18 protein-coding genes are annotated in these 21226 nt (G+C 65.5%); 7 read left to right on the top strand and 11 right to left on the bottom strand.

Translation table 11 applies throughout. The annotated features are described in order from the left end of the window. Position 1 precedes the first annotated feature (1 nt). Positions 2-1267: an efflux RND transporter periplasmic adaptor subunit gene (locus F9Z44_RS08550; protein WP_159605246.1), complete on the bottom strand. Its 1266-nt coding sequence runs from the start codon at positions 1265-1267 to the stop codon at positions 2-4. Positions 1268-1419: 152 nt separating this feature from the next. On the opposite strand from F9Z44_RS08550, the gene F9Z44_RS08545 reads away from it, so the two are divergent. Continuing rightward, complete coding sequence (locus F9Z44_RS08545) at positions 1420-2088, top strand: TetR family transcriptional regulator (RefSeq protein WP_159605244.1); 669 nt, start codon at positions 1420-1422, stop codon at positions 2086-2088. Positions 2089-2094: 6 nt separating this feature from the next. Here the strand turns inward: F9Z44_RS08545 and F9Z44_RS08540 are convergent, their stop codons facing one another. The 8 genes from F9Z44_RS08540 to F9Z44_RS08505 all read right to left on the bottom strand — a co-directional run bounded on the left by F9Z44_RS08540 (position 2095) and on the right by F9Z44_RS08505 (position 9643). Continuing rightward, positions 2095-3210: an MFS transporter gene (locus tag F9Z44_RS08540; RefSeq protein ID WP_236574337.1), complete on the bottom strand. Its 1116-nt coding sequence runs from the start codon at positions 3208-3210 to the stop codon at positions 2095-2097. A 62-nt stretch (positions 3211-3272) separates the two neighbouring features. Continuing rightward, on the bottom strand, positions 3273-4649 hold the full coding sequence (rmuC, locus tag F9Z44_RS08535; RefSeq protein WP_159605240.1) for a DNA recombination protein RmuC: 1377 nt from the start codon (positions 4647-4649) through the stop codon (positions 3273-3275). After that, positions 4649-5641 carry a 2-hydroxyacid dehydrogenase gene (locus F9Z44_RS08530; RefSeq protein ID WP_159605238.1) on the bottom strand — a complete coding sequence of 331 codons (993 nt, stop codon included), beginning with the start codon at positions 5639-5641 and terminating at the stop codon, positions 4649-4651. Before F9Z44_RS08530 ends, rmuC begins: the two co-directional genes overlap by 1 nt. A gap of 18 nt (positions 5642-5659) precedes the next feature. Beyond that, on the bottom strand, positions 5660-7072 hold the full coding sequence (locus F9Z44_RS08525) for a sodium:proton antiporter (RefSeq protein WP_159605236.1): 1413 nt from the start codon (positions 7070-7072) through the stop codon (positions 5660-5662). Between the two features lie 23 nt (positions 7073-7095). Next, positions 7096-7443, bottom strand: a complete 348-nt coding sequence (locus F9Z44_RS08520) for an FKBP-type peptidyl-prolyl cis-trans isomerase (protein WP_159605234.1) — start codon at positions 7441-7443, stop codon at positions 7096-7098. A 42-nt stretch (positions 7444-7485) separates the two neighbouring features. Continuing rightward, a complete protein-coding gene (locus F9Z44_RS08515; RefSeq protein ID WP_159605232.1) occupies positions 7486-8208 on the bottom strand; it encodes a nitroreductase in 723 nt (240 codons plus the stop codon). Then, positions 8205-8654 carry an acyl-CoA thioesterase gene (locus tag F9Z44_RS08510; protein ID WP_159605230.1) on the bottom strand — a complete coding sequence of 150 codons (450 nt, stop codon included), beginning with the start codon at positions 8652-8654 and terminating at the stop codon, positions 8205-8207. The genes F9Z44_RS08515 and F9Z44_RS08510 overlap by 4 nt, the downstream gene beginning before the upstream one ends. Next, positions 8651-9643 (bottom strand): histone deacetylase family protein, encoded by a 993-nt coding sequence (locus F9Z44_RS08505; protein ID WP_159608637.1) that lies wholly within the window; start codon positions 9641-9643, stop codon positions 8651-8653. Before F9Z44_RS08505 ends, F9Z44_RS08510 begins: the two co-directional genes overlap by 4 nt. A gap of 259 nt (positions 9644-9902) precedes the next feature. Here F9Z44_RS08505 and F9Z44_RS08500 point away from each other — a divergent pair, with 259 nt between their 5' ends. Further along, on the top strand, positions 9903-10445 hold the full coding sequence (locus F9Z44_RS08500; RefSeq protein WP_159605228.1) for a phasin family protein: 543 nt from the start codon (positions 9903-9905) through the stop codon (positions 10443-10445). Positions 10446-10644: 199 nt separating this feature from the next. On the opposite strand, the gene F9Z44_RS08495 is transcribed toward F9Z44_RS08500, so the two are convergent. Continuing rightward, a complete protein-coding gene (locus tag F9Z44_RS08495; protein ID WP_159605226.1) occupies positions 10645-11607 on the bottom strand; it encodes a patatin-like phospholipase family protein in 963 nt (320 codons plus the stop codon). An 81-nt stretch (positions 11608-11688) separates the two neighbouring features. Here F9Z44_RS08495 and F9Z44_RS08490 point away from each other — a divergent pair, with 81 nt between their 5' ends. Further along, positions 11689-12744, top strand: coding sequence for an extracellular solute-binding protein (locus F9Z44_RS08490; protein WP_159605224.1), 1056 nt, complete (start codon positions 11689-11691; stop codon positions 12742-12744). Between the two features lie 114 nt (positions 12745-12858). On the opposite strand, the gene ppk2 is transcribed toward F9Z44_RS08490, so the two are convergent. Then, a complete protein-coding gene (ppk2, locus tag F9Z44_RS08485; RefSeq protein ID WP_159605222.1) occupies positions 12859-13764 on the bottom strand; it encodes a polyphosphate kinase 2 in 906 nt (301 codons plus the stop codon). 142 nt (positions 13765-13906) lie between these two features. Here ppk2 and F9Z44_RS08480 point away from each other — a divergent pair, with 142 nt between their 5' ends. The 4 genes from F9Z44_RS08480 to rpoD all read left to right on the top strand — a co-directional run bounded on the left by F9Z44_RS08480 (position 13907) and on the right by rpoD (position 21134). Next, entirely contained in the window at positions 13907-14665 is a 759-nt protein-coding gene (locus F9Z44_RS08480; RefSeq protein ID WP_159605220.1) for a 3-hydroxyacyl-CoA dehydrogenase, read from the top strand. Positions 14666-14682: 17 nt separating this feature from the next. Continuing rightward, positions 14683-16473 (top strand): gamma-glutamyltransferase family protein, encoded by a 1791-nt coding sequence (locus F9Z44_RS08475; RefSeq protein ID WP_201450029.1) that lies wholly within the window; start codon positions 14683-14685, stop codon positions 16471-16473. Between the two features lie 42 nt (positions 16474-16515). Continuing rightward, positions 16516-18480: a DNA primase gene (gene dnaG / locus F9Z44_RS08470; protein WP_159605218.1), complete on the top strand. Its 1965-nt coding sequence runs from the start codon at positions 16516-16518 to the stop codon at positions 18478-18480. A gap of 317 nt (positions 18481-18797) precedes the next feature. Continuing rightward, positions 18798-21134, top strand: coding sequence for an RNA polymerase sigma factor RpoD (gene rpoD, locus F9Z44_RS08465; RefSeq protein WP_159605216.1), 2337 nt, complete (start codon positions 18798-18800; stop codon positions 21132-21134). Positions 21135-21226 lie beyond the last annotated feature (92 nt).

Genomic DNA, 21226 nt, shown 5'->3' with positions numbered 1-21226 from the left:
CTTACTTCGCAGCCGCAGGCGCGGGCGCAGCCGCAGCTGGCGCGGCCGGTGCACTGCCGGGCGCCTGCCACGGCACGGCCTTCACGGCGGTGCCCGGCGGCATCATCTGCAGCTTCTGGAAGCCGTCGACCATGACTTGCTCACCGGCCTTCAGGCCGTCGAGGACCACCCAACGACCGTTCTGCTGGCCGCCGACCTTGATGTTGCGCGACGTGATCTTGCCGTCGGTGCCCACCACAGAGACAGTGTCGCCCTGGGCCGAGCGCGTCACCGCCTGTTGCGGCAGCGTGATCGCATTGCCCGCCGTGGCCTGTTCCAGGCGCACGCGCACGTAAAGGCCGGGCAGCAGAGCGCCCTTGGGGTTGGGCACCTCGGCGCGCAGGGTCACCTGGCCGGTGGTGCTGTCCACGGTCAGGTCGGCAAACAACAGACGTCCAGGCTGCTCATAGACGCTGCCGTCTTCCATCACCACCTGCACGGCGGCGGCTTGCGCGCCAGCGCCCTTGAGCTGGCCACTGTCCATGGCCTTGCGCAGCTTGTAAACCTCGGCGGCAGACTGGGTGAAGTTCACATACATCGGATTGATCTGCTGGACCACCGCCAGCTGCGTGGCCTCGCCTTGTCCAACCAGGGCTCCCTCGGTCACCAGCGCGCGACCGATGCGCCCGGAGATGGGAGCGGTCACGCTCGCGTAGCCCAGGTTGATGTTGGCGGTCTGCACCGCTGCCTTGCCCGCGGCCACGTCGGCCTCGGCCTGCTTCTGGGCTGCCACGGCGCTGGCGTACTCCTGCTGGCTGATGGCGTTTTCCTTCACCAGCGGCGCATAGCGTTCGGCCAGCGCGGTGGCCTGCGTGAGGTTGGCCGTTGAGCGGGCCAGACCTGCCTGGGCGCTTTGCAGTGCCGCCGCATAAGGGGAAGCGTCGATGCGGAACAGCGGCTGGCCCGCCTTCACGTCGCTGCCTTCGCGGAACAGCCGCTCCTGCAGGATGCCCGCCGCGCGCGCCCGCACCTGGGCCACGCGCGAGGCCTCCAGGCGACCCGGCAACTCGGTCAACAGGCCCACATCACCCGGGGCCACCGTGATCACGCCGACCTCGGGTGCCGGCATGCCGCCTCCTGCTGCCGCGGGCGCTGCGGGTTTGCCGCAGGCGCTCAGCACCACAGCAAGCGCCACCACAGAAAGGCCTCGCAGCAGGTGCGTCGAGGGCAGTGAAGCAAACCGGGTGCGCGAAACGGGCGCGAACTTGAAGGGGCTCAAGGCGGGCATGGGAGTCCTTGGGATTGAAGATGGGTGAGGCACAAAAGCAGGGAATACCCTGGCCGGATGCTCCATTGCAAAACGGCGGAGTATACATACATACAAGAATGTATGTATAGTCCTACGCATGCCCAAGGGATTCCGTTCTGGAGACACAAACCATGGTTCGACGCACCAAAGCCGATGCGCTGGTGACACGCAACACCCTGCTGGATGCTGCCGAGCATTTGTTTCAGGCCAATGGCGTTTCACGCACATCGCTCAACGACATCGCCACCGCCGCGGGCACCACGCGGGGTGCGATCTACTGGCACTTCAAGGACAAGGCCGACCTCTTCAACGCCATGATGGAACGCGTGACCATGCCGCTGGAAGGCACGCTGGCCTGCACGGCCCGCCTGATTGAAACCGCCGCCGACCCCCTGCTCGCGCTGCGCGACTCGATGATGAATGCGCTGCGGCAGACCGCCACCGACGAACAGACCCGCCGTGTGTTCGAGGTGGCCACACACAAGGTGGAGTACGTGACCGAAATGCAGGCGGTGCGCGACCGCCACCTGAGGGTGCGCAACCAATGTGTGGCCATGACCGAGCAAGCCCTGCGCGAAGCGGTGCGCCGCGAAGACATCCGGCTGGCCATGCCGCTGCCCACCGCGGCACTCGGCCTGCATGTGATTCTGGATGGCCTCATCCAGAACTGGCTGCTGGACCCCGGCGCGTTCGACCTTGAAGAGAGCGGGCGCCACTCGGTGGACACCTTCCTCGCGGGCCTGGGCTTCGACCTGACCACCACCCGATCGGCCGCCATGCCGCTCGCCCACGCGGACTGAACGCCTTCAGTCCGGCTCTCGCTGTGGCGGCTCTCCCGCCGGCGTGCGCAAGGTCCACGCCAGAGGCGAGCCCGCGCCCACCACCGCGCCCACGATCCAGAACACCGCGCCCACGCCCACCAGCGCACCCACGGAGCCGAACAGCAGCGGCATCACCACGCTCGATCCGTTGATGGCCATGGCGCGCAGGCCCAGCGCCTCACCGTGGCGGTGGTGTGGCGTCATCTGATGCAGCGTGCTCATGATCATGGGCTGCACCGAGCCCAACGCCAGGCCCAGCAGGATCGACAGCGCCGCCATGGCCCAGGCGCCTTGCGCCAGCGGGTAGACACCGAACAGCAGCGCGGTGGCGCCCATCGCAGTGCCAATCACCACCGACTCGCGCAGCCGCGCGGCCAGCCAGGGCATGAGCACGCGGATGGCGGTGGCGGCCAGCGCGAAGGCGCCGAGGATGGACCCGATCACCGTGGCGCTCAGGCCGCGTTCGTGGCCGAGCACCGGCACCAGAAAGGTGTGCACATCCCAGCACGACGACAGCATCCAGTTGATGAGCATCAGCTTGCGAAAGCCCGCGTCCTTGAGCAGGTTCCACGAGGAGCCGCTGGACTGTCGCAGCTCGGGTGCCACCGGCTCGTGCTCGACCGTGTGGCGCACCCAGATCCAGGCCAGCGAAGGCAGCAACGCCAGCAGCAGGAAGGCCGCGCGAAAGCCGAAGCTGTCGATCATCACGCCCGCGGCAAACGGACCCAGGAAATTGGAGATGGACGGGCCGATGGCCATCCAGCTGAACACCTGGCGGAGTTCGGTGGCGCCATTCGCCAAGCGCCCCACATGGCGCTGCAGCGAGATCATGGCCAGGCCGGTGGCCGCTCCGCAGGTGAGCGCGGTGAGGCACAACACGCCAAACACCGGGAAGGCCACCGACAACGCCGCACCGGCCGACGCGACGCCCACCGCCATGGCCACGGGCTTCCTGAGCCCACGCCGATCGGCGTAGCGCCCGGCCGGCAAGGCCATGAAGACCGGTGCCAGCGCGAACAAGGCCAGCAGCATGCCCACGGCAGCCGGGCTGTAGCCCTCGCGCAGCGCCATGAGTGGCGCGGCCATGCGAAAGCCGGTCATACAGGCATGAAGGCAGATCTGCGCCGCGATCAGCCGCGCCAGATCGGACCGAAGCGTGGGGTTCAAGCGTCCCCGGTGTCGTTGGGGTCCAGCGGCAAGAGCGCGCTGGCCTGGTCTTGCGGCAGTGCCTCCACCGCCTTGAGAGCGCGGCCCATGGCGCGGCTGCGCGTCTCGGCGCTGTCCAGCGTGTTGAGCACGGTCTGGGTCTGGCTCTTCACACGCGCCAGCACGTCGCCGAACTTGCCGAACTCGGTCTTGACCGCCCCCAGCACCTGCCAGACCTCGCTGGAGCGCTTCTCCAGCGCCAGCGTGCGAAAGCCCATCTGCAGCGAGTTGAGCATGGCCATCAGCGTGGTTGGGCCAGCGAGTGTGACGCGGTACTCGCGCTGCAACACCTCCATGAGGCCAGGCCTGCGCAGCACCTCGGCGTAGAGGCCTTCGGTGGGCAGAAACAGGATCGCGAAGTCGGTGGTGTGCGGTGGCTGCAGGTACTTGTCGGCCATGGACTTGGCCTCCAGCTTGATGCGCTGCTCCAGGCCGCGCGCCGCGACCTCAGCCCCCTCGGCGTCGGCGCGCTGCTGCGCGTCAAGCAGGCGCTCGTAGTCCTCGTTGGGAAACTTCGCGTCGATCGGCAGCCAGCAGGGCACACCGTCGTCGCTGCGGCCCGGCAGCTTGATGGCAAAGTCGACCGTGAACCGGCTGCCCGGTTTGGTCATGACCTGCGTGGCGTACTGGTCTGGCGCAAACACCTGTTCCAGCAAGGCTGCGAGCTGCGCTTCACCAAACATGCCGCGCGTCTTCACGTTGGTCAGCAAGTGCTTCAAATCGCCCACGCCTTGGGCCAGCGTCTGCATCTCGCCCAGGCCCTTGTGCACCTGCTCCAGCCGGTCGGCCACCTGCTTGAAGCTCTCGCCCAGGCGCGCCTGCAACGTGCTCTGCAGTTTTTCGTCGACGGTGGCGCGCATCTCGTCGAGCTTGGCGGCATTGCCCTGTTGCAGCTGCATCAGCTGCGCCTCCAACGTCGCGCGCACCTCGGCCAGGCGGCGCGAGTTGGCCTCGCTCAGGTCTTGCAGCTGGCGCGTGAGCGTGTCGCCCAGCGTGCCGCGCAATTGCACCAGCTGCTGCGCAAAGGCATCGATCTGCGCGTTCTGCGTGCGCGTGGCCTCGGCCCCCTGGCTGGTGAGGGCTTCCTGAAACGTGGCCAGGGTCTGCTGCAGTTCCTGGCGCGCCGTGCGCGAACCCTCGGCCATCTCGCGGCGCAGCTCTCCTTCGATGCGCTCCACGCGCTGCGTTGTCTGCTGCAGTTGGGCCAGCAAGGTCTGGCGGTGGGCCAGTTCGCCCGCGTCCGCCACCGGCTTGCGCAGCCAGAGCAGTATCTGCATCAGCACGCCGATGGCGGCGAGCACCAGCAGCGCGATGAGCAGCGCGGAGTCGGCCATCAGCGCGCGGCCTTGCCAATGATCTCGGCGTTGATGGGGGTCAGCGGCTTGCCTTGGGTGAGGTAGGCAATCACGTTGTCGGCGGCCAGCTGGGCCATGGCACGGCGCGTCTTGAGCGTGGCGCTGGCGATGTGCGGCGTGAGCACCACGTTGGGCACGGTCAACAGATCGGGATGCACCTTGGGCTCACCCTCGAACACATCGAGACCGGCGGCGGCAATCACCCGATTGCGCAGGGCCAGTGCGAGGGCGGCGTCGTCCACGATGCCGCCGCGCGCGATGTTGACCAGCGTGGCGGTGGGCTTCATCTGCGCGATCTCGGCCGCGCCGATGGTGTGGTGGTTTTCCGGGCTGTAAGGCAGCACGAGGATCAGGTGGTCGGCCGTCTTGAGCAGCGTGGCCTTGTCCACATAACTGGCCTTGCATTCGGCCTCTGTGGCGGCGTCGAGTCGCGAGCGGTTGTGGTAGATCACATTCATGCCGAAGCCGTGGGCGCCACGGCGCGCAATCGCCTGGCCGATGCGGCCCATGCCCAGGATGCCCAGCGTGGTGCCGTTCACCTCGGCGCCCGCGAACATGTCGAGTGCCCAACGGTTCCACTGCCCTGCGCGCAGGAAATGCTCGCTCTCGGTCAGGCGCCGGGCCGTGGCCATGAGCAGCGCAAAGCCGAAGTCAGCGGTGGTCTCGGTCAACACGTCGGGCGTGTTGGTGGCCAGCACGCCGGCCGCGCTCAGGGCGGGCACGTCGAAGTTGTTGTAACCCACGGCGATGTTGGCCACCACGCGAAGCTGCGGGCAGGCCGCAGCCACCGCGCCATCGATGCGCTCGCTGCCGGTGGTGAGCGCACCCACCTTGCCCTGCAGGCGTGCGATCAGCTCGGCGGGAGTCAGCACGCTGTCGGTGTCGTTGGTGTCCACGTCGAAATGCTGGCGCAAGTGGTCAACGACATCGGGGAAGATCTTGCGGCTGACGAGGATGGATGGCTTTGTCATGTGTATGTCTCCAGAAAATCAGGTGAACCAGAACCAGGTCATGAGGGCGAACAGCGGCACCAGGATGCCGAACGACCAGGCCATGTAACCAAAGAAGCTCGGCATCTTCACGCCACGGTCTTCGGCGATCGCCTTGACCATGAGGTTGGGCGCGTTGCCGATGTAGGTGTTGGCGCCCATGAACACCGCGCCGGCCGAGATGGCCACCAGCGTGGGGGCCAGGGCATTCATCAACATCTGCGGGTCTCCCCCGGCGGTGTTGAAGAACACCAGGTAGGTCGGCGCGTTGTCCAGGAACGAGCTCAGCGCACCCGTGGCCCAGAAATACATGGCCGGGTTGGGCGTGCCGTCGGCGTTCGTCACCGCCTTCACCACCGCACCAAACGGTCCGTCCACACCCGCCTTGAGCATGGCAATCACTGGAATGATGGTGAGGAAGATCGCGGCAAACAGCTTGGCCACTTCGAGCATCGGACCCCAGCCGAACTGGTTGCCCTCGTGCGCGCTGGACGGCGTGATCCGGAGCGAGACGAGCGTGACGATGATGAGGCCAACGTCGCGCACGATGCCGGGCAGGCCGACGTCGGTACCCGCGATGTTGAACACCACCGACGACTTCCACAAACCACTCAGCAGCACCAGCACAACCACCGCGCCCAGCAACGCAAAGTTGACCGCGCCGTCAAATCCCACGCGCTGCGTATCGGGTGTGGGGTCCACCGGGCGAATCTCTTCGCGGCGGTGGTAATACCACCAGTCGATGGCATAGAACATCGCGAGCAGCGCACCGATGAGGAACAGCGTGTGGCCCCAGAGGTGGCTCACGGTCCAGAAAAAATCCACGCCTTTCAGGAAGCCCAGGAACAGCGGCGGATCGCCCAGCGGCGTGAGTGCACCACCCGCGTTGGAGACGATGAAGATGAAGAACACCACCACATGGGCCTGGTGTTTGCGGTTGTCGTTGGCACGGATGAGCGGGCGGATCAGCAGCATCGACGCACCGGTGGTGCCCATGAAGCTCGCCAGCACCGCGCCAATGGCCAGCAAGCCGGTGTTGAGCACCGGGCTGCCGTGCAGGTTGCCGCGCACGAAGATACCGCCAGCCACGGTGAACAGCGCGGTGAGCAGGATGATGAACGGTATGTACTCGGCAAACGCCGCGTGCACCACCGCCACACCTGCCGCGACGGAACCAAAGGTCAACGCAAACGGGACCAGGAAGGCCAGGCCCCAGGCCGCCGCCACCTTGCCAAAGTGGTGGTGCCAGAAGATGGGGGCCACCAAAGGCATGAGTGCGATGGACAGGAGCACGCCGGCAAACGGCACGCCCCACAACACCGACAGCTGTGCACCATCGAGTTCGGCCGCGCGCGCAAGACCGGGTAACAGCGCGCCGGCCAGGGCCAGCGCCTGCGCGCCTTTCTTGTTCATGGGATTCGCTCTGTTGGGAACGCTCAGACCGCGAGCAGGTCCACTTCGAACAGCAGTGTGGCGTTGGGTGGAATCACCCCACCCGCACCGCGTGCGCCGTAGCCCAGCGCGGCCGGAATCACCAGGCGGCGCGTGCCGCCCACGGCCATGCCCTGCACGCCCTCGTCCCAACCTTTGATGACATGACCCGCGCCCAGCGGAAACTCGAACGGTTGGCCGCGATCCTTGCTCGAGTCGAACTTGGAACCCTGCACGCCGTCGTTGAACAGCCAGCCGGTGTAATGCACCTGCACGGGACGGCCGGCCTTGGCGACCTCGCCATTGCCGACCACGGTGTCTTCGTATTGCAGGCCGCTGGGGGTGGTGATCATGGTGTCTCCTGAGATTGAAAAGAAAAGGGAAAAGAGGCGCGATTATTCCAGCCAGGTCGTGAACGTCTCGACCGGCTCGCGCGGCGTGTGAAACCCATTGACCTTGTCGGACGGGTCGGCGTAGCCCAGGGCCATGCCGCAGACCAGCATTTCGCTATCACCCGCGCCGATGTGGGGCAGGATGATCTTGGCAAATCCGTTCCACGCGGCCTGCGGACAGGTGTGCAGGCCATGACCGCGCGCGGCAACCATGATGTTCTGGAGGAACATGCCGTAGTCCACCAGCGAGCCACGGCCCATGACGCGGTCCAGCGTGAACATCAGGCCCACGGGCGCATCGAAAAACCGGTAGTTGCGCTGGTGCTGCGCGTGCATCTTGTCCTTGTCGCCCTTGGTGATGCCGAGCAAGCCATAGAGGCTCCAGCCGTTTTCACGCCGACGGTCGATGTACGGGCTGACCCATTTTTCGGGGTAGTAGTCGTATTCCTCACGGTATTCCGAGGCCAGCGCCGGGTCGGCCCGCAGCGCGTCATGGGCGGCACAGACCTTGTCCACCAGCGTGTTGCGGCTCTGACCCTGCAGCACATAAACCTTCCAGGGCTGCGTGTTGGTGCCCGACGGAGCGCGGCTGGCAATCTGCAGCAGGTGCTCGATGGTGGCGCGCGGCACCGGCTGCGCCAGGAAGGCGCGCGCCGACATGCGGCTGGTGATCGCGGCATCGACACTGACGGCGTCGATCACGGGCGCGGTGGGGTTGTGGCTCATAGCAATGTCTCCAGGGTTGTCTTCAAAGCGGGGGGCAAGGGCACAGGTCGGCGGGTCGTGCGGTCGACGTAGACATGCACGAAGTGACCGCATGCCGCCGCCAGGTCTTCACCATCGGCAAACAGGCCCACCTCGTAGCGCACGCTGGACTTGCCCAGGTGCGCCACACGCAGACCGGCCCACACGGTTTGTGGAAAGGCCAGCGGCGCAAAGTAGTTGCACTGGGTTTCGATCACCAGCCCGATCACGGGCCCGTGGTGGATGTCGAGCGCGCCCTGCTCGATCAGGTGGGCATTGACCACGGTGTCGAACCAGCTGTAGTACACCACGTTGTTCACGTGGCCATACACATCGTTGTCGGCCCAGCGGGTGGTGATCGGACGCAGCACACGGTAATCGCTGCGGGTCAAAGGTGTGGGGCGTGCGACCGGCGCTGGACTGCTCATGGCGCGGAATTGTGCCAGCGCGTGGCGCCCGACGCTGTCGCAGCCGTCGCCGTGGAGGCGGACGCTCGCCAGCGCCCGTGGTACTCCACCGCCGTGCGGTAGGTGTTCATCTGCACCTGCACGGTGGCGTCCATGTCGGTGCCATAGCCCCCGGCCATCACGAAGGCCAGCGGCAGGCGACGGGTCCAGGCCCAGTCCATCACGCGCCGGTCGCGCGCCTCCATGCCGTCAAAGGTGAGCTTCAGGCGGCCGAGCCGGTCCCCTTCGTGCGGATCGGCGCCAGCCAGGTAGATCACCAGCCCAGGCTCGAAGCGGCGCTCCATTTCCTCCAGCGCCCGCTCCAGGGCCTCAAGGTACTCGGCATCGCCGCAGCCATCGGGCAGCTCCACGTCGAGGTCGCTCGGCTCCTTGCGAAACGGGAAGTTCCTGGCGCCGTGCAGCGACAGCGTGAACACGGAATCGTCATGGGCAAAGATGCGCGCCGTGCCGTTGCCCTGGTGAACATCGAGATCGACGATGACCACGCGCAACATGCCGCGCGCACGGTGGGCGCGGGCGTGCTCGGCCTGCATCAGCCGGGCCGCCACGGCAGCGTCGTTGAAGACACAGAAGCCGCTGCCTTTGTCCGGGTAGGCGTGGTGGGTGCCACCGGCCAAATTGGCAGCCAGGCCACCTCCACCCATGGCGCGGCGACACGCCTGCACCGTGGCGCCCACCGAGCGACGAGCGCGTTCGGCCATGGCAGGGCTCCACGGGAAACCGATCTCCCGCTGGGCAGCGGGCGGCAGGGTGCCGGTGTGCACGGCTTCTATATAGGTGGGGGTGTGCACCAGCGCCAGCTCGCCGTCGCTGGCTGGCCAGGCTTCGAGCAACTCCACCTGCGGCAACTCCCGGGCCAGGCGCTCACGCAGCCGGGCGTACTTGGCCATTGGAAAACGGTGCCCTGCCGGCAGCGGCAGAACGAAGTGGTCGGCGTAGAAAGCTTGCAAGGCGGTGCGCACGGTGGAGGGCGGAGTCTGGGATTGTGTCTTCGTCGGGAATTCGTTGGGCGCGTGCGACTTTTAGGCCATGGCACCTAGAATGGTGCAACGCAGCAAAAATCGCTTGCGCTGTTGAGGGTTATCCCTATAATCGCGGTTATGTTGCAGTGCAGCAATGTGAACAAAAAGCAAAAGCGTCCAGACACAGCGCGATGTTCCCAGCAGCCCTCAACTAAACCCTGTTTTACCCAAGTTTAGGAGTACGAATATGCTGACCGCCGAACAATTGATTGCCGCCCAGAAAGCCAACATCGAGACCATTTTTGGTCTGACCCAGAAAGCCTTTGAAGGCGTGGAAAAGCTGGTTGAACTCAATGTTCAAGCCACCAAGGCCGCCCTGTCCGAATCCGCCAACAGCACCCAGGCCCTCCTCAGCGTCAAAGATGCTCAGGAACTGCTGACCCTGCAAGCCAGCCTGATGCAGCCCCTGGCCGAGAAGACCGTGGCCTACAGCCGCCACCTGTACGACATCGCTCAAGGCACGACCGCCGAATTCGGCAAAGCCGCTGAAGCCCAGGCCAGCGACACCCAGAAGAAATTCATGGCCGTCGTCGACAACGCTTCCAAGAACGCACCTGCCGGTTCCGAAACCGCCGTGGCCGTGATGAAGAGCGCCGTCTCCGCCGCCAACAACGCCATGGAATCGGTGCAGAAGGCTGTCAAGCAAGCCACCGAAATGGCCGAAGCCAACTTCAACACCGTGACGACCTCCGCCGTCAACGCTTCGAAGTCGGTTGCCAAAAAGCGCTGAACAAGCGGTTGATCGTGCCGCTGATCGCCCGACTGGACGCTTCGCCCAGCGCGCAAACTAGCATCACTGCACGATCTGCCTGACTCTCACGGGAACAGGTTTCAGATCAAACCCGTTCTTCTGGTTGTCTCCTCGGGTCCTTTTCGAAATCCGGTTTCATCGGACCCCTTGAGCCCTTGTCGCAAGACAGGGGCTTTTTTTATGGTCGCACGCCGTTCACCGGTTTCAAGCGGGCCAGCTGGGCCTTGAGTTGCGGCAGTGCCGCCAGCATCGCCGCCCTGCCCGCGTCGATCGAGCGTTTGCGCGAGGCGAAGTCGGCGCTGCCCACGCCCGCCAGCGCTGGACGCACCACAACGTCGGCGGTGGCCAGTTCGTGGCGGTTGATGCTCTGGCCCATGATCGCGAAAGTCTGCAGCAGCACGCGGATATTGCCCACCGCCAGATTGCCTTCGGGTGCGCTGGAGATGTCCACCGCCAGCACCACCTCGGCCCCCATGTCCCGCGCCTGCTGCACGGGCACGGGTGCCACCAGGCCACCGTCCACATAGTCGCGCCCGGCAATGGCCACCGGCGCGAACAGGCCAGGCACCGCGCTGGACGCCCGCACGGCTTGCGCCACGTCACCCCTGCGGAACAACACGCCCTGCCCGGTGCCCAGGTCGGTGGCCAGCACGCCCAGGGGAAGCGCCAACTTTTCGATCACGCGGCCGTCCACCGCCTGGCTCACATAACGCGCCAGCGCGTCGCCACGCAACAGTCCGCGCCCCAGGATCGGCAAAGCCCAGTCGGTCAGGGTCACCTCGTCCATGCTCATGGCCACCCGCTCCAACTCGGTGGGGGTCTTGCCACTGGCGTACAACGCGGCCACCAGGCTGCCGGCCGAGGTGCCGGTCAACAAATCGGGTCGGATGCCGTTTTCTTCCAGAACCTGGATCACGCCCACATGAGCGAAACCGCGCGCCGCCCCTCCGCCCAGCGCCAGGCCCAGCCGGGGCGCCCGCATCGCCGGGGCCACAACGGGTTCCTGAATGTGCGGCTGTGGCACAGGCGGTGCCGCCACGGGCCCTTGCACCGTGGAGCAAGCCGAGAGGAAGGCCAGGCCCAGCACAAGGCCCCAGGCCTTGCAATACTTATTGAGAACAATTCGCGTTAGTGTTAGCATCGTTCACATTATCGGGCAAGCCCTGCGGGCGAAGCCGAGCGAACACCCTTGTTTCCTTCATTTCAACTCCCGAGGACCTCCATGACCCCGTTCCGCAAACTCTCGATTGCCCTGGCCGCTGTGGCCGCCACGCTTGGCCTGCAAGGTCAGGCGCTGGCGCAGGACAAGGTGCTCAATCTCTACTCGGCACGCCACTACCAGACCGACGAAGTGATGTACGACACCTTCACCAAAACCACCGGCATCAAGATCAACCGCGTGGATGCCGACGACGCCGGCATCGTCGCTCGCCTGCGTGCCGAAGGTGCGGCCTCCCCAGCCGATGTGATCCTGCTGGTCGACGCCGCGCGCATGGCCTCGGCCGACAGCCAGGGCCTGTTTCAGCCGATCAAGTCCGCCAAGCTCGATGCATCCATCCCCGCCAACCTGCGAGCCACCCCGGGCGAAGGCGGCGTGACCTGGACTGGGTTCTCCACCCGCGCCCGCGTGATCGTTTACGACCCGATGCGCGTGAAAGCCGCCGACGTGGCGACCTACGAACAACTCGCCGACCCCAAGCTCAAGGGCCTGGTCTGCACGCGCTCGGGTTCGCATCCATACAACCTCTCGCTGTTCGCCACCGTGGTGGAACGCCTGGGTGATCAAAAGGGCGAGGCCTGGCTCAAAGGCGTGGTGGACAACATGGCCCGCGCTCCCAAAGGTGGCGACACCGACCAGATCAAGGCCGTGGCCTCCGGCGAATGCGGTGTGGCGCTGAGCAACACCTACTACATTGCCCGCCTCATCAAGTCGGACAAACCGGAAGACCGCGCCACGATGGAGAAGGTGCGCGTGGTGTTCCCCAACCAGGCCACCACCGGCACGCACGTGAACATCGCCGGTGCGGCCGTGGCCAAACACGCCAAGAACCGCGACAACGCCGTGCAGTTCATGGAGTTCATGGCCAGCCCGTTCGCGCAGGACTACTTTGCCAACGGCAACAACGAATTCCCCGCCGTCAAAGGCCTGAAGATTGCCAACCCGGCCATCAAGGCCATGGGTGGTGACAACTTCAAAGCCGAGACCGTGCCCTTGGGCGTGGTGGCAAAGAACATGACGAAAGTTCAGCAGATGCTGGACCGCGTGGGCTACAAGTAAGTGCACCCCTCCGACGTGGAGTGGCTCTGAACAAGGATGCCGTGGAACTGGCTTTGCCAGGCCACAGGCATCGCCCCCTTGAGGGGGTCGCGCGCGGCGCGGCGGGGGTGCTTTTCAGTACACCTGAGGCACGTGAATTTCACCGGGGACTTGATGGCGCCGGTAGCCTTCGTGGCGCACGCGCTCGGGCAGCGTGATGGTGGGGCGCTCCACCTCGCCATACGGCATCTGCTCCAGCAGGTGATGGATGCAGTTCAGGCGCGCCTTTTTCTTGTCATCGGCCTGCACCACCCACCAGGGTGATTCGGGGATGTGGGTGCGTTCCAGCATGACCTCCTTGGCCTTGGTGTAGAGCTCCCAGCGGCGACGGCTCTCCAGATCCATGGGGCTGAGTTTCCATTGCTTGAGCGGGTCGTGGATGCGACCGAGGAAGCGCAGATGCTGCTCTTCGTCGGAGATCGAAAACCAGTACTTGATGAGCTGGATGCCCGAGCGCACCAGCATCTTCTCGAACTCGGGCACCGAGCGGAAGAACTCTTCGTACTGTTCGTCGCTGCAAAACCCCATGACACGCTCCACGCCGGCGCGGTTGTACCAGCTGCGGTCGAACAGCACCATCTCACCCGCGGCCGGCAAGTGTGCCGCGTAGCGCTGGAAATACCACTGCGTTCGCTCGCGGTCGTTGGGCGCGGGCAGCGCGGCCACGCGGCACACGCGCGGGTTCAGGCGCTGGGTGATGCGCTTGATCACACCGCCCTTGCCCGCTGCGTCGCGCCCCTCGAACACGATCACCACCTTGTGCCCGGTGGCCACCACCCAGTCCTGCAGCTTCACCAACTCGGCCTGCAGGCGGAACAACTCGCGAAAGTAAGCCTGCCGCGCCTCCTTGTGCTGAACCGACGCCTGGGCCACCTGCGTTTCGTCGGCGCGGTCCTCCATTTCCATCTCCAGCTCTTCGTCGTAGCCGTCCATCAAGTCAATATGGATGCGGCGCAGCAGCTCGTCCTGGCTGTCGAACATGGGGGGACTCCGTTGGTGGCAAAAGGCATTCAGACTAGATCGGCCCAATGACAATCTCATGACGCCAGCCTGCCGCATAATCGCCCTCTGATTGACGTTTACGTCAACGTCAATCCACCATTCAACGACACAGGAGCACAGCATGGACATTCAAGGCAAGGTTTTCATCGTCACCGGCGGCGCATCGGGCCTGGGCGAAGGCACGGCACGCATGCTGGCGGCCAACGGAGGCATGGTCGTGATCGCCGACATGCAAGTTGACAAAGGCGAGGCCGTGGCCAAGGAGATCGGTGGCGCCTTCGTGAAGTGCGACGTGAGCAACGAGGCCGACGGCCAGGCCGTGGTGGCCAAGGCCACCTCCATGGGCAAGCTCATGGGCCTGGTGAACTGCGCGGGCATTGCGCCGGCCGAAAAAACCGTGGGCAAGAACGGACCGCACAACCTGGGCGTCTACACCAAGACCATCATGGTCAACCTGGTCGGCAGCTTCAACATGATCCGCCTGGCCGCGGATGCCATGTGCAAGAACGAACCCGAGTCCACGGGCGAGCGTGGCGTGATGATCAGTACCGCCAGCGTGGCGGCTTATGACGGGCAGATCGGCCAGGCAGCCTACGCGGCCTCCAAGGGCGGCGTGGTCGGCATGACGTTGCCCATCGCGCGCGACCTTTCGCGCAACGGCATCCGCAACATGACCATCGCCCCCGGCATTTTCGGCACACCCATGTTGTTCGGCATGCCGCAGGAGGTGCAGGACGCGCTGGCCGCCAGCGTGCCATTCCCCAGCCGCCTGGGCACACCGGCCGACTACGCCAAGCTGGCCAAGCACATCATCGAGAACGACATGCTCAATGGCGAAGTCATTCGCCTCGACGGCGCGATCCGCCTCGCACCGCGCTGAGTCCTGAAGGTACGAGCGTGAACGCTTGCAAGCCTCTGCTCGCCGCGCTGGGGTTGGCGCTGCTGGGCGCTTGCACGGCACCTCCCTCGGTCCAGCAGCCCGAAGCCGCATCGGGCTTCAACGCCAAATCCGGCTGGACCTTTCAACGCCAGGCCGTGGCCGCCGCCAACCCGCTGGCCACCGAAGCGGGCGCGCAGATCCTGCGCGCTGGTGGCAGCGCGGTCGACGCAGCGATCGCGGTGCAGATGGTGCTCACGCTGGTGGAGCCACAGTCCAGCGGCATCGGTGGCGGAGCTTTCCTGCTGCACCACGACGGTCGCAAGCTGCAGGCATTTGACGGACGTGAAACCGCTCCCGCGGCAGTGGACGAGAAGCTCTTTCTGAACGAGCAAGGCGAACCGTTGTCCTTCACCACGGCCGTGGCCAGCGGACGCTCGGTGGGTGTGCCGGGCGCGGTGATGATGCTGGCCCTGGCCCACCGACAACACGGCAAACTGTCCTGGGCTCGGTTGTTCGATCCAGCGATCACGCTGGCCGAACGGGGCTTTGCGATCAGCCCCCGCCTGCACACCCTGCTGGTGGCCGATGCGGCCTTGAAGGCCGACCCGGTGGCCGCAGCCTACTTCTACCGCGCCGACGGTCAGCCCCACCCGGTGGGCCATGTGCTGCGCAATCCCGAACTGGCGCAGGTGCTTCGCAACATCGCGGCCACCGGCCCCGTCGCGTTGCACGAAGGTCCGGTCGCGCGCGCGATCGTGAACAAGGTGCGCCAACACCCCACGCTGCCCGGCGCAATGAGCCTGGATGATCTCCAGCGCTACCAGCCACGCGAACGCGCTGCCCTGTGCCACGATCACAGCGCTGCCGGGCGCGCGTTGCGCATCTGCGGATTTCCGCCACCAAGTTCTGGCGCGATTGCCGTCGGCCAGATTCTGGGTTTGCTCTCGCGCACGCCGCAAGCCGCAGCGCCGTTGATCAACGGGCTGCCCTCGGCCGACTGGCTGCACAGCTACAACGAGGCCTCGCGGCTGGCGTTTGCCGACCGCGCCCAGTACGTGGCCGACCCGGACTTTGTCGCGCCGCCGGCCAGACGCTGGACCAGCCTGCTGGACGCGCGCTACCTCGACGACCGCGCGCGCCTGATCACAGAAACACGCATGCCCACGGCGGCGGCCGGCGAGCCTGATGGCGCACACAGCAGTTGGGCACCCATGCCCGATCAGCCCGAACACGGCACCAGCCACCTCAGCATCGTCGACGCTTTCGGCAACTCGCTGGCCATGACCACCACCATCGAATCCGCCTTCGGCTCGCGGCTCATGGTCACCACCGATCCATCTCGCCCTGGTGGCTTTCTGCTCAACAACGAGCTCACCGACTTCAGCTTCGCGCCGCGCGACGCACAAGGGCAAGCAGTGGCCAATCGGGTGGAGCCCGGCAAGCGCCCGCGCTCGTCGATGTCACCCACGCTGGTGTTCGACAAAGCCACGGGCGAATTGCTCATGAGCACCGGCAGCCCGGGCGGCGCTTTCATCATTCACTACACGGCCAAGGTGTTGCACGGTGTGTTGCAGTGGGGCCTGTCGCCGCAGGCCGCCGTGGACCTGCCCAACGTCGGCACGCTCGGCGGCCCGCTGGTGCTGGAGCAAGGCCGCTTCCCGGCCACCGCCGTGAATGCTTTGCAGCAGCGCAGGCACACCGTGCAGCAGGGTGAACTCACCAGCGGTGCGCAAGCCTTGGTGCGCGGGCGCGGTGTGTGGCTGGGTGGCGCCGATCCCCGGCGCGAAGGCATCGTCGCCGGCGACTGACCCCCCTCGGCCCGCTCGAAACCCATCGGTCAGAATACCCCGGTGGCCATCCCCCAGACCTTCATCCAGGAACTGCTCAACCGCGTCGATGTGGTCGACGTGGTGGGGCGTTACGTGCAGCTCAAGAAGGGTGGCGCCAACCTGATGGGCCTGTGCCCGTTCCACGGCGAAAAATCGCCCTCGTTCAGCGTCAGTCCCACGAAGCAGTTCTATCACTGCTTCGGCTGCGGGGCCAACGGCAACGCCATCGGCTTCCTGATGGAACACGCGGGCATGAGCTTCATCGAGGCGGTGAAAGACCTGGCCCAGCAAACCGGCATGCAAATTCCGGAAGACGATGCCTCGCCGCAAGACCGCGAGCGCGCCGCGCAACAACGCCAGAAGCAGGCCACGCTCACGGACGTGCTGGAGAAAGCCGCCCAGGCCTATGCGAAACAGCTCAAGGTGGCGCCGCGCGCTGTTGCCTACCTCAAGGGCCGCGGCCTCTCGGGCCAGATCGCCAAGACCTTCGGCCTGGGCTATGCACCCGAGGGCTGGCGCGCGCTGGCCAGCGTGTTCCCCGACTACCAGGAACCGCTGCTGGTGGAGTCTGGCATGGTGATCGAGCACGAGGACGAAAAAGGCGCCGACGGGCAAGCCAAGCGCTACGACCGCTTCCGCGACCGCATCATGTTCCCGATCCGCAACGTCAAGGGCGAGTGCATCGGCTTCGGCGGGCGCGTGCTCGACAAGGGCGAACCCAAGTACCTGAACTCACCCGAGACGCCGGTGTTCAGCAAAGGCCGCGAACTCTACGGCCTGTTTGAAGGCCGCACCGCCATCCGCGTGGCGGGCTACGCGCTCGTCACCGAGGGCTATATGGACGTGGTGGCCCTGGCCCAGCTCGGCTTTGCCAACGCCGTGGCCACGCTGGGCACGGCCTGCACGCCAGACCACGTGCAGAAGCTCTTTCGCTTCACCGACTCGGTGGTCTTCAGCTTCGACGGTGACGGCGCCGGCCGGCGCGCCGCGCGCAAGGCGCTCGACGCCGCCCTGCCCCTGGCCACCGACACGCGCAGCGTGAAGTTTCTGTTCCTGCCCGCCGAGCACGACCCCGACAGCTTCATCCGGGCCAACGGCGAGGCAGCGTTCGCCCAGTGCGTCAAGGAGGCCGTGCCGCTCTCGCGCTTTTTGATCGAAGCCGCCAGCGCCGACTGCGACCTCTCCACGGCGGAAGGCCGTGCCCGCATGGCCAGCCAGGCGCGCCCGCTCTGGAGCGCCTTGCCCGACGGCGCCTTGAAACGCCAGTTGATCGGCGAGTTGTCCGCCGGCATAGGCATCGGCAGCTCGGACCTGCTGCAACTCTGGCAACAGGCTGGCGGATTGCGCGCGCCGCGCTCAGCGGGACCAGCGCCCGCCCAGTCGTCGCACGACGCGGGTTACGACGGCGGCACCTCGTACGAATCCCCGGCCAGCGCCTACGAACCCAGTGCCGGCAGCTACCGCAGTGACAGCGGCAGCAGCTACGGCAAAAAGGGCTACAGCAAGTGGCGCAAGGGCCCTCCCCCGCCGCCGCGCATGCTGGGCACGCGACGTGCGGGCGGCAGCCGCGCCGACCGAGCCGTGGGTCTGCTGCTGGCCAACGCCCAGGCCTGGGACGGCCTCTCGGCGGACGACCACAGCCTGCTGGCCCACCTGCCCGCGCCCCACGGCGCGCTGTTCGCCTGGCTCGAAGCGCAACTGCACGAACACGGCCCGCAGCCCTGGGCCGCCCTGCGGGAAGCCCTGCGTGGGCACGAACACGAGGTGTTTGCCTGCACGCAGGTGGAACAGGTCCCGCCCAGCGACGACCCCGCCTCCGAGCTCTCGGAGCTGACCGACGTGATGAACCGCCTGCGGCGCGACGCGCTGGAAGCCCAGGCGCGCCTGCTGGCCACCCGCGTGGCCGAAGGCGACACAGGCGCAATGGACGACTACAAGCGGGTCAATGCCCAGCTCGCCGCCCTGAAAGCTGGCGCCTCGGCCTAGTCAAATACGGCCTGCGCGGTATAATCCACGGTTTTGCACCGCAAGCGCGACAGCAGCACCTCCGGCACCGGCCCGGCCCTTGACAAGGGCTACATGGACACTTCTCCTGGCCACCTCAGCGACCCTCCTAGGGCCTGACGGAATCCCCGCAAGGACTGCACACCAAATGTTCGCCCCAACAGCTTGCAGGCCCACCCTTTCCGGCGAAAGGTGGGCGTTGTGCCCAACAAAATCACCGGGGTGGACCGCGTCGCGCGGCCTTCAGGCGTTTTTTGTGTGTTCTGCCGGTTCCAGTTCGACATTTTTCTGAGGTCCTCATGCCCGCGAAGAAATCCAGCACGCCCGTCTCGTCCAGCACAAAACCCGCCAACAAGGCCGTCTCACACGCCACCGCCCCGGCTTTGCCCCCGAAGAAAGCTCCTGCTGTGACCGACAAGACCCCTGCCAAAGCCGCCGCCAAGGCCGTGCCTGCCAAAAAGACCGTTGCCAAGGCCCTCGACGCCGAACTGATTGAAGACGCGCCAGCGAAAAAGAAGGCTGGCCGCCCGGCCAAGGCCGCCGCAGGTGACGACAAGCCCGCCGCCAAACGCGGCCGCAAGCCCAAGGCCGATGCCAAAGGCAAGTCGTCCGATGGCGACATGGACGATGCCGATCTCAGCGACATCGAAGACGACCTGACCGGTGAAGTCGAGGCCGAAGCGGTTGACACGTCCTCGACGACGACCGAAAAGGTCAAGCCGCTGCGCATGAAGATCAGCAAGGCAAAAGAGCGCGCGCTGATGAAGGAATTCGGCCTGGACGAGACCGTCCTGTCCGAAGAAGAAGCGCGCAACCGCCGCGAACGCCTCAAGACCCTGATCAAGCTGGGCAAGACGCGCGGCTACCTCACGCACGGCGAGATCAACGACCACCTGCCCGACAAGCTGGTCGAAGCCGAGACGCTGGAAGTGGTTGTCTCGCTGCTCAACGACATGGGTGTGGCCGTCTACGAACAGACTCCCGACGCCGAAACCCTGCTGCTGAACAACACCGGTCCCACCGCCGCCACCGAAGAAGAAGCCGAAGAAGAAGCCGAAGCGGCTCTCTCCACGGTGGACAGCGAATTCGGCCGCACCACCGACCCCGTGCGCATGTACATGCGCGAAATGGGCACCGTGGAGCTGCTCACGCGCGAGGGTGAAATCGAGATCGCCAAGCGCATCGAAGGTGGCTTGAACGACATGATGGCCGCCATCAGCGAGAGCCCCGCCACCATCGCCGAAATTTTGGTGATGGCCGAAGACATTCGCAGTGGCAAGGTCGTCATCTCCACCGTGGTCGACGGCTTTGCCGACGCCGACGCGGCCGACGATTACGTGGCCGAAGAAGACTTCGACGACTACGACGAAGCCGACGACGATGACGGCAAAGGCGGCTCCAAGGCCCTCACGCGCAAGCTCGAAGAACTCAAGCGCGAAGCCCTCACACGCTTCGACACCATGCGCACACTGTTCGAGAAACTGCACAAGACCTACGACAAGGAAGGCTACGGCACGCCGACCTACCTGAAGACGCAGAAGGCGATCACCGAGACGCTGATGTCGATCCGCTTCACCGCCAAGGCCATCGAAAAGCTGTGCAGCACCATGCGCAGCCAGGTGGACGACGTGCGCAAGAAGGAACGCGAACTGCGCCGCATCATCGTGGACAAGTGCGGCATGCCGCAAGAGAAGTTCATCGCCGACTTCCCGGCCAACCTGCTCAACCTGAAATGGGTGGAGAAGCAGGCCGCCGCCGGCAAGCCCTGGAGCGTGGTGATGGAGCGCAACATCCCGCCGGTGCAGGAACTGCAAACCGGCCTGATGAACATCCAGAGCAGCGTGGTTGTGCCGCTGGCGCACCTCAAGGACATCCACAAGCGCATGAATTCGGGCGAGTCCACCTCGCGCGACGCGAAGAAGGAAATGATCGAGGCCAACCTGCGTCTCGTGATCTCCATCGCCAAGAAGTACACCAACCGCGGCCTGCAGTTCCTGGACCTGATCCAGGAAGGCAACATCGGCCTGATGAAGGCGGTGGACAAGTTCGAATACCGCCGCGGCTACAAGTTCTCCACGTATGCCACGTGGTGGATCCGCCAGGCCATCACCCGCTCGATCGCCGATCAGGCGCGCACCATCCGCATCCCGGTGCACATGATCGAGACCATCAACAAGATGAACCGCATCAGCCGCCAGCACTTGCAAGAGTTTGGCTTTGAGCCCGATGCGTCCATCCTGGCCGAGAAGATGGAGATGCCCGAAGAGAAGATCCGCAAGATCATGAAGATCGCCAAAGAGCCGATTTCCATGGAAACGCCGATCGGCGACGACGACGACTCCCACCTGGGCGACTTCATCGAAGACCAGGCCAACACCGCCCCCATCGAGGCGGCGATGCAGGCCGGTCTGCGCGAAGTGGTCAAGGAAATCCTCGACAGCCTCACGCCGCGCGAAGCCAAGGTGCTGCGCATGCGCTTCGGCATTGAGATGTCCACGGACCACACGCTGGAAGAAGTGGGCAAGCAGTTCGACGTGACCCGCGAACGCATCCGCCAGATCGAGAGCAAGGCGGTGCGCAAGCTCAAGCACCCCAGCCGCTCGGACAAGCTGCGCAGCTTCATCGACACGTTGTAACGCACGTCGAGATCACCACTCAAAGGGGAGCCACTGGCTCCCCTTTTTGCTGGGCGAAACACACAGCGCAACTCGCGCAACGGACGAAAGAA

It is taken from the genome of Hydrogenophaga sp. PBL-H3 (genome assembly GCF_010104355.1).
In the GTDB taxonomy this organism is placed as follows: Bacteria; Pseudomonadota; Gammaproteobacteria; order Burkholderiales; family Burkholderiaceae_C; genus Hydrogenophaga.
Note: the sequence above shows the minus strand (reverse complement) of the source record. Positions and strands in the feature narration are given on the sequence as shown.

Coding starts and splice junctions, on each gene's coding strand:
- F9Z44_RS08550 (WP_159605246.1), bottom strand. CDS start 1,267: ATGCCCGCCTTGAGCCCCTTCAAGTTCGCGCCCGTTTCGCGCACCCGG.
- F9Z44_RS08545 (WP_159605244.1), top strand. CDS start 1,420: ATGGTTCGACGCACCAAAGCCGATGCGCTGGTGACACGCAACACCCTG.
- F9Z44_RS08540 (WP_236574337.1), bottom strand. CDS start 3,210: ATGACCGGCTTTCGCATGGCCGCGCCACTCATGGCGCTGCGCGAGGGC.
- rmuC (WP_159605240.1), bottom strand. CDS start 4,649: ATGGCCGACTCCGCGCTGCTCATCGCGCTGCTGGTGCTCGCCGCCATC.
- F9Z44_RS08530 (WP_159605238.1), bottom strand. CDS start 5,641: ATGACAAAGCCATCCATCCTCGTCAGCCGCAAGATCTTCCCCGATGTC.
- F9Z44_RS08525 (WP_159605236.1), bottom strand. CDS start 7,072: ATGAACAAGAAAGGCGCGCAGGCGCTGGCCCTGGCCGGCGCGCTGTTA.
- F9Z44_RS08520 (WP_159605234.1), bottom strand. CDS start 7,443: ATGATCACCACCCCCAGCGGCCTGCAATACGAAGACACCGTGGTCGGC.
- F9Z44_RS08515 (WP_159605232.1), bottom strand. CDS start 8,208: ATGAGCCACAACCCCACCGCGCCCGTGATCGACGCCGTCAGTGTCGAT.
- F9Z44_RS08510 (WP_159605230.1), bottom strand. CDS start 8,654: ATGAGCAGTCCAGCGCCGGTCGCACGCCCCACACCTTTGACCCGCAGC.
- F9Z44_RS08500 (WP_159605228.1), top strand. CDS start 9,903: ATGCTGACCGCCGAACAATTGATTGCCGCCCAGAAAGCCAACATCGAG.
- F9Z44_RS08495 (WP_159605226.1), bottom strand. CDS start 11,607: ATGCTAACACTAACGCGAATTGTTCTCAATAAGTATTGCAAGGCCTGG.
- F9Z44_RS08490 (WP_159605224.1), top strand. CDS start 11,689: ATGACCCCGTTCCGCAAACTCTCGATTGCCCTGGCCGCTGTGGCCGCC.
- ppk2 (WP_159605222.1), bottom strand. CDS start 13,764: ATGTTCGACAGCCAGGACGAGCTGCTGCGCCGCATCCATATTGACTTG.
- F9Z44_RS08480 (WP_159605220.1), top strand. CDS start 13,907: ATGGACATTCAAGGCAAGGTTTTCATCGTCACCGGCGGCGCATCGGGC.
- rpoD (WP_159605216.1), top strand. CDS start 18,798: ATGCCCGCGAAGAAATCCAGCACGCCCGTCTCGTCCAGCACAAAACCC.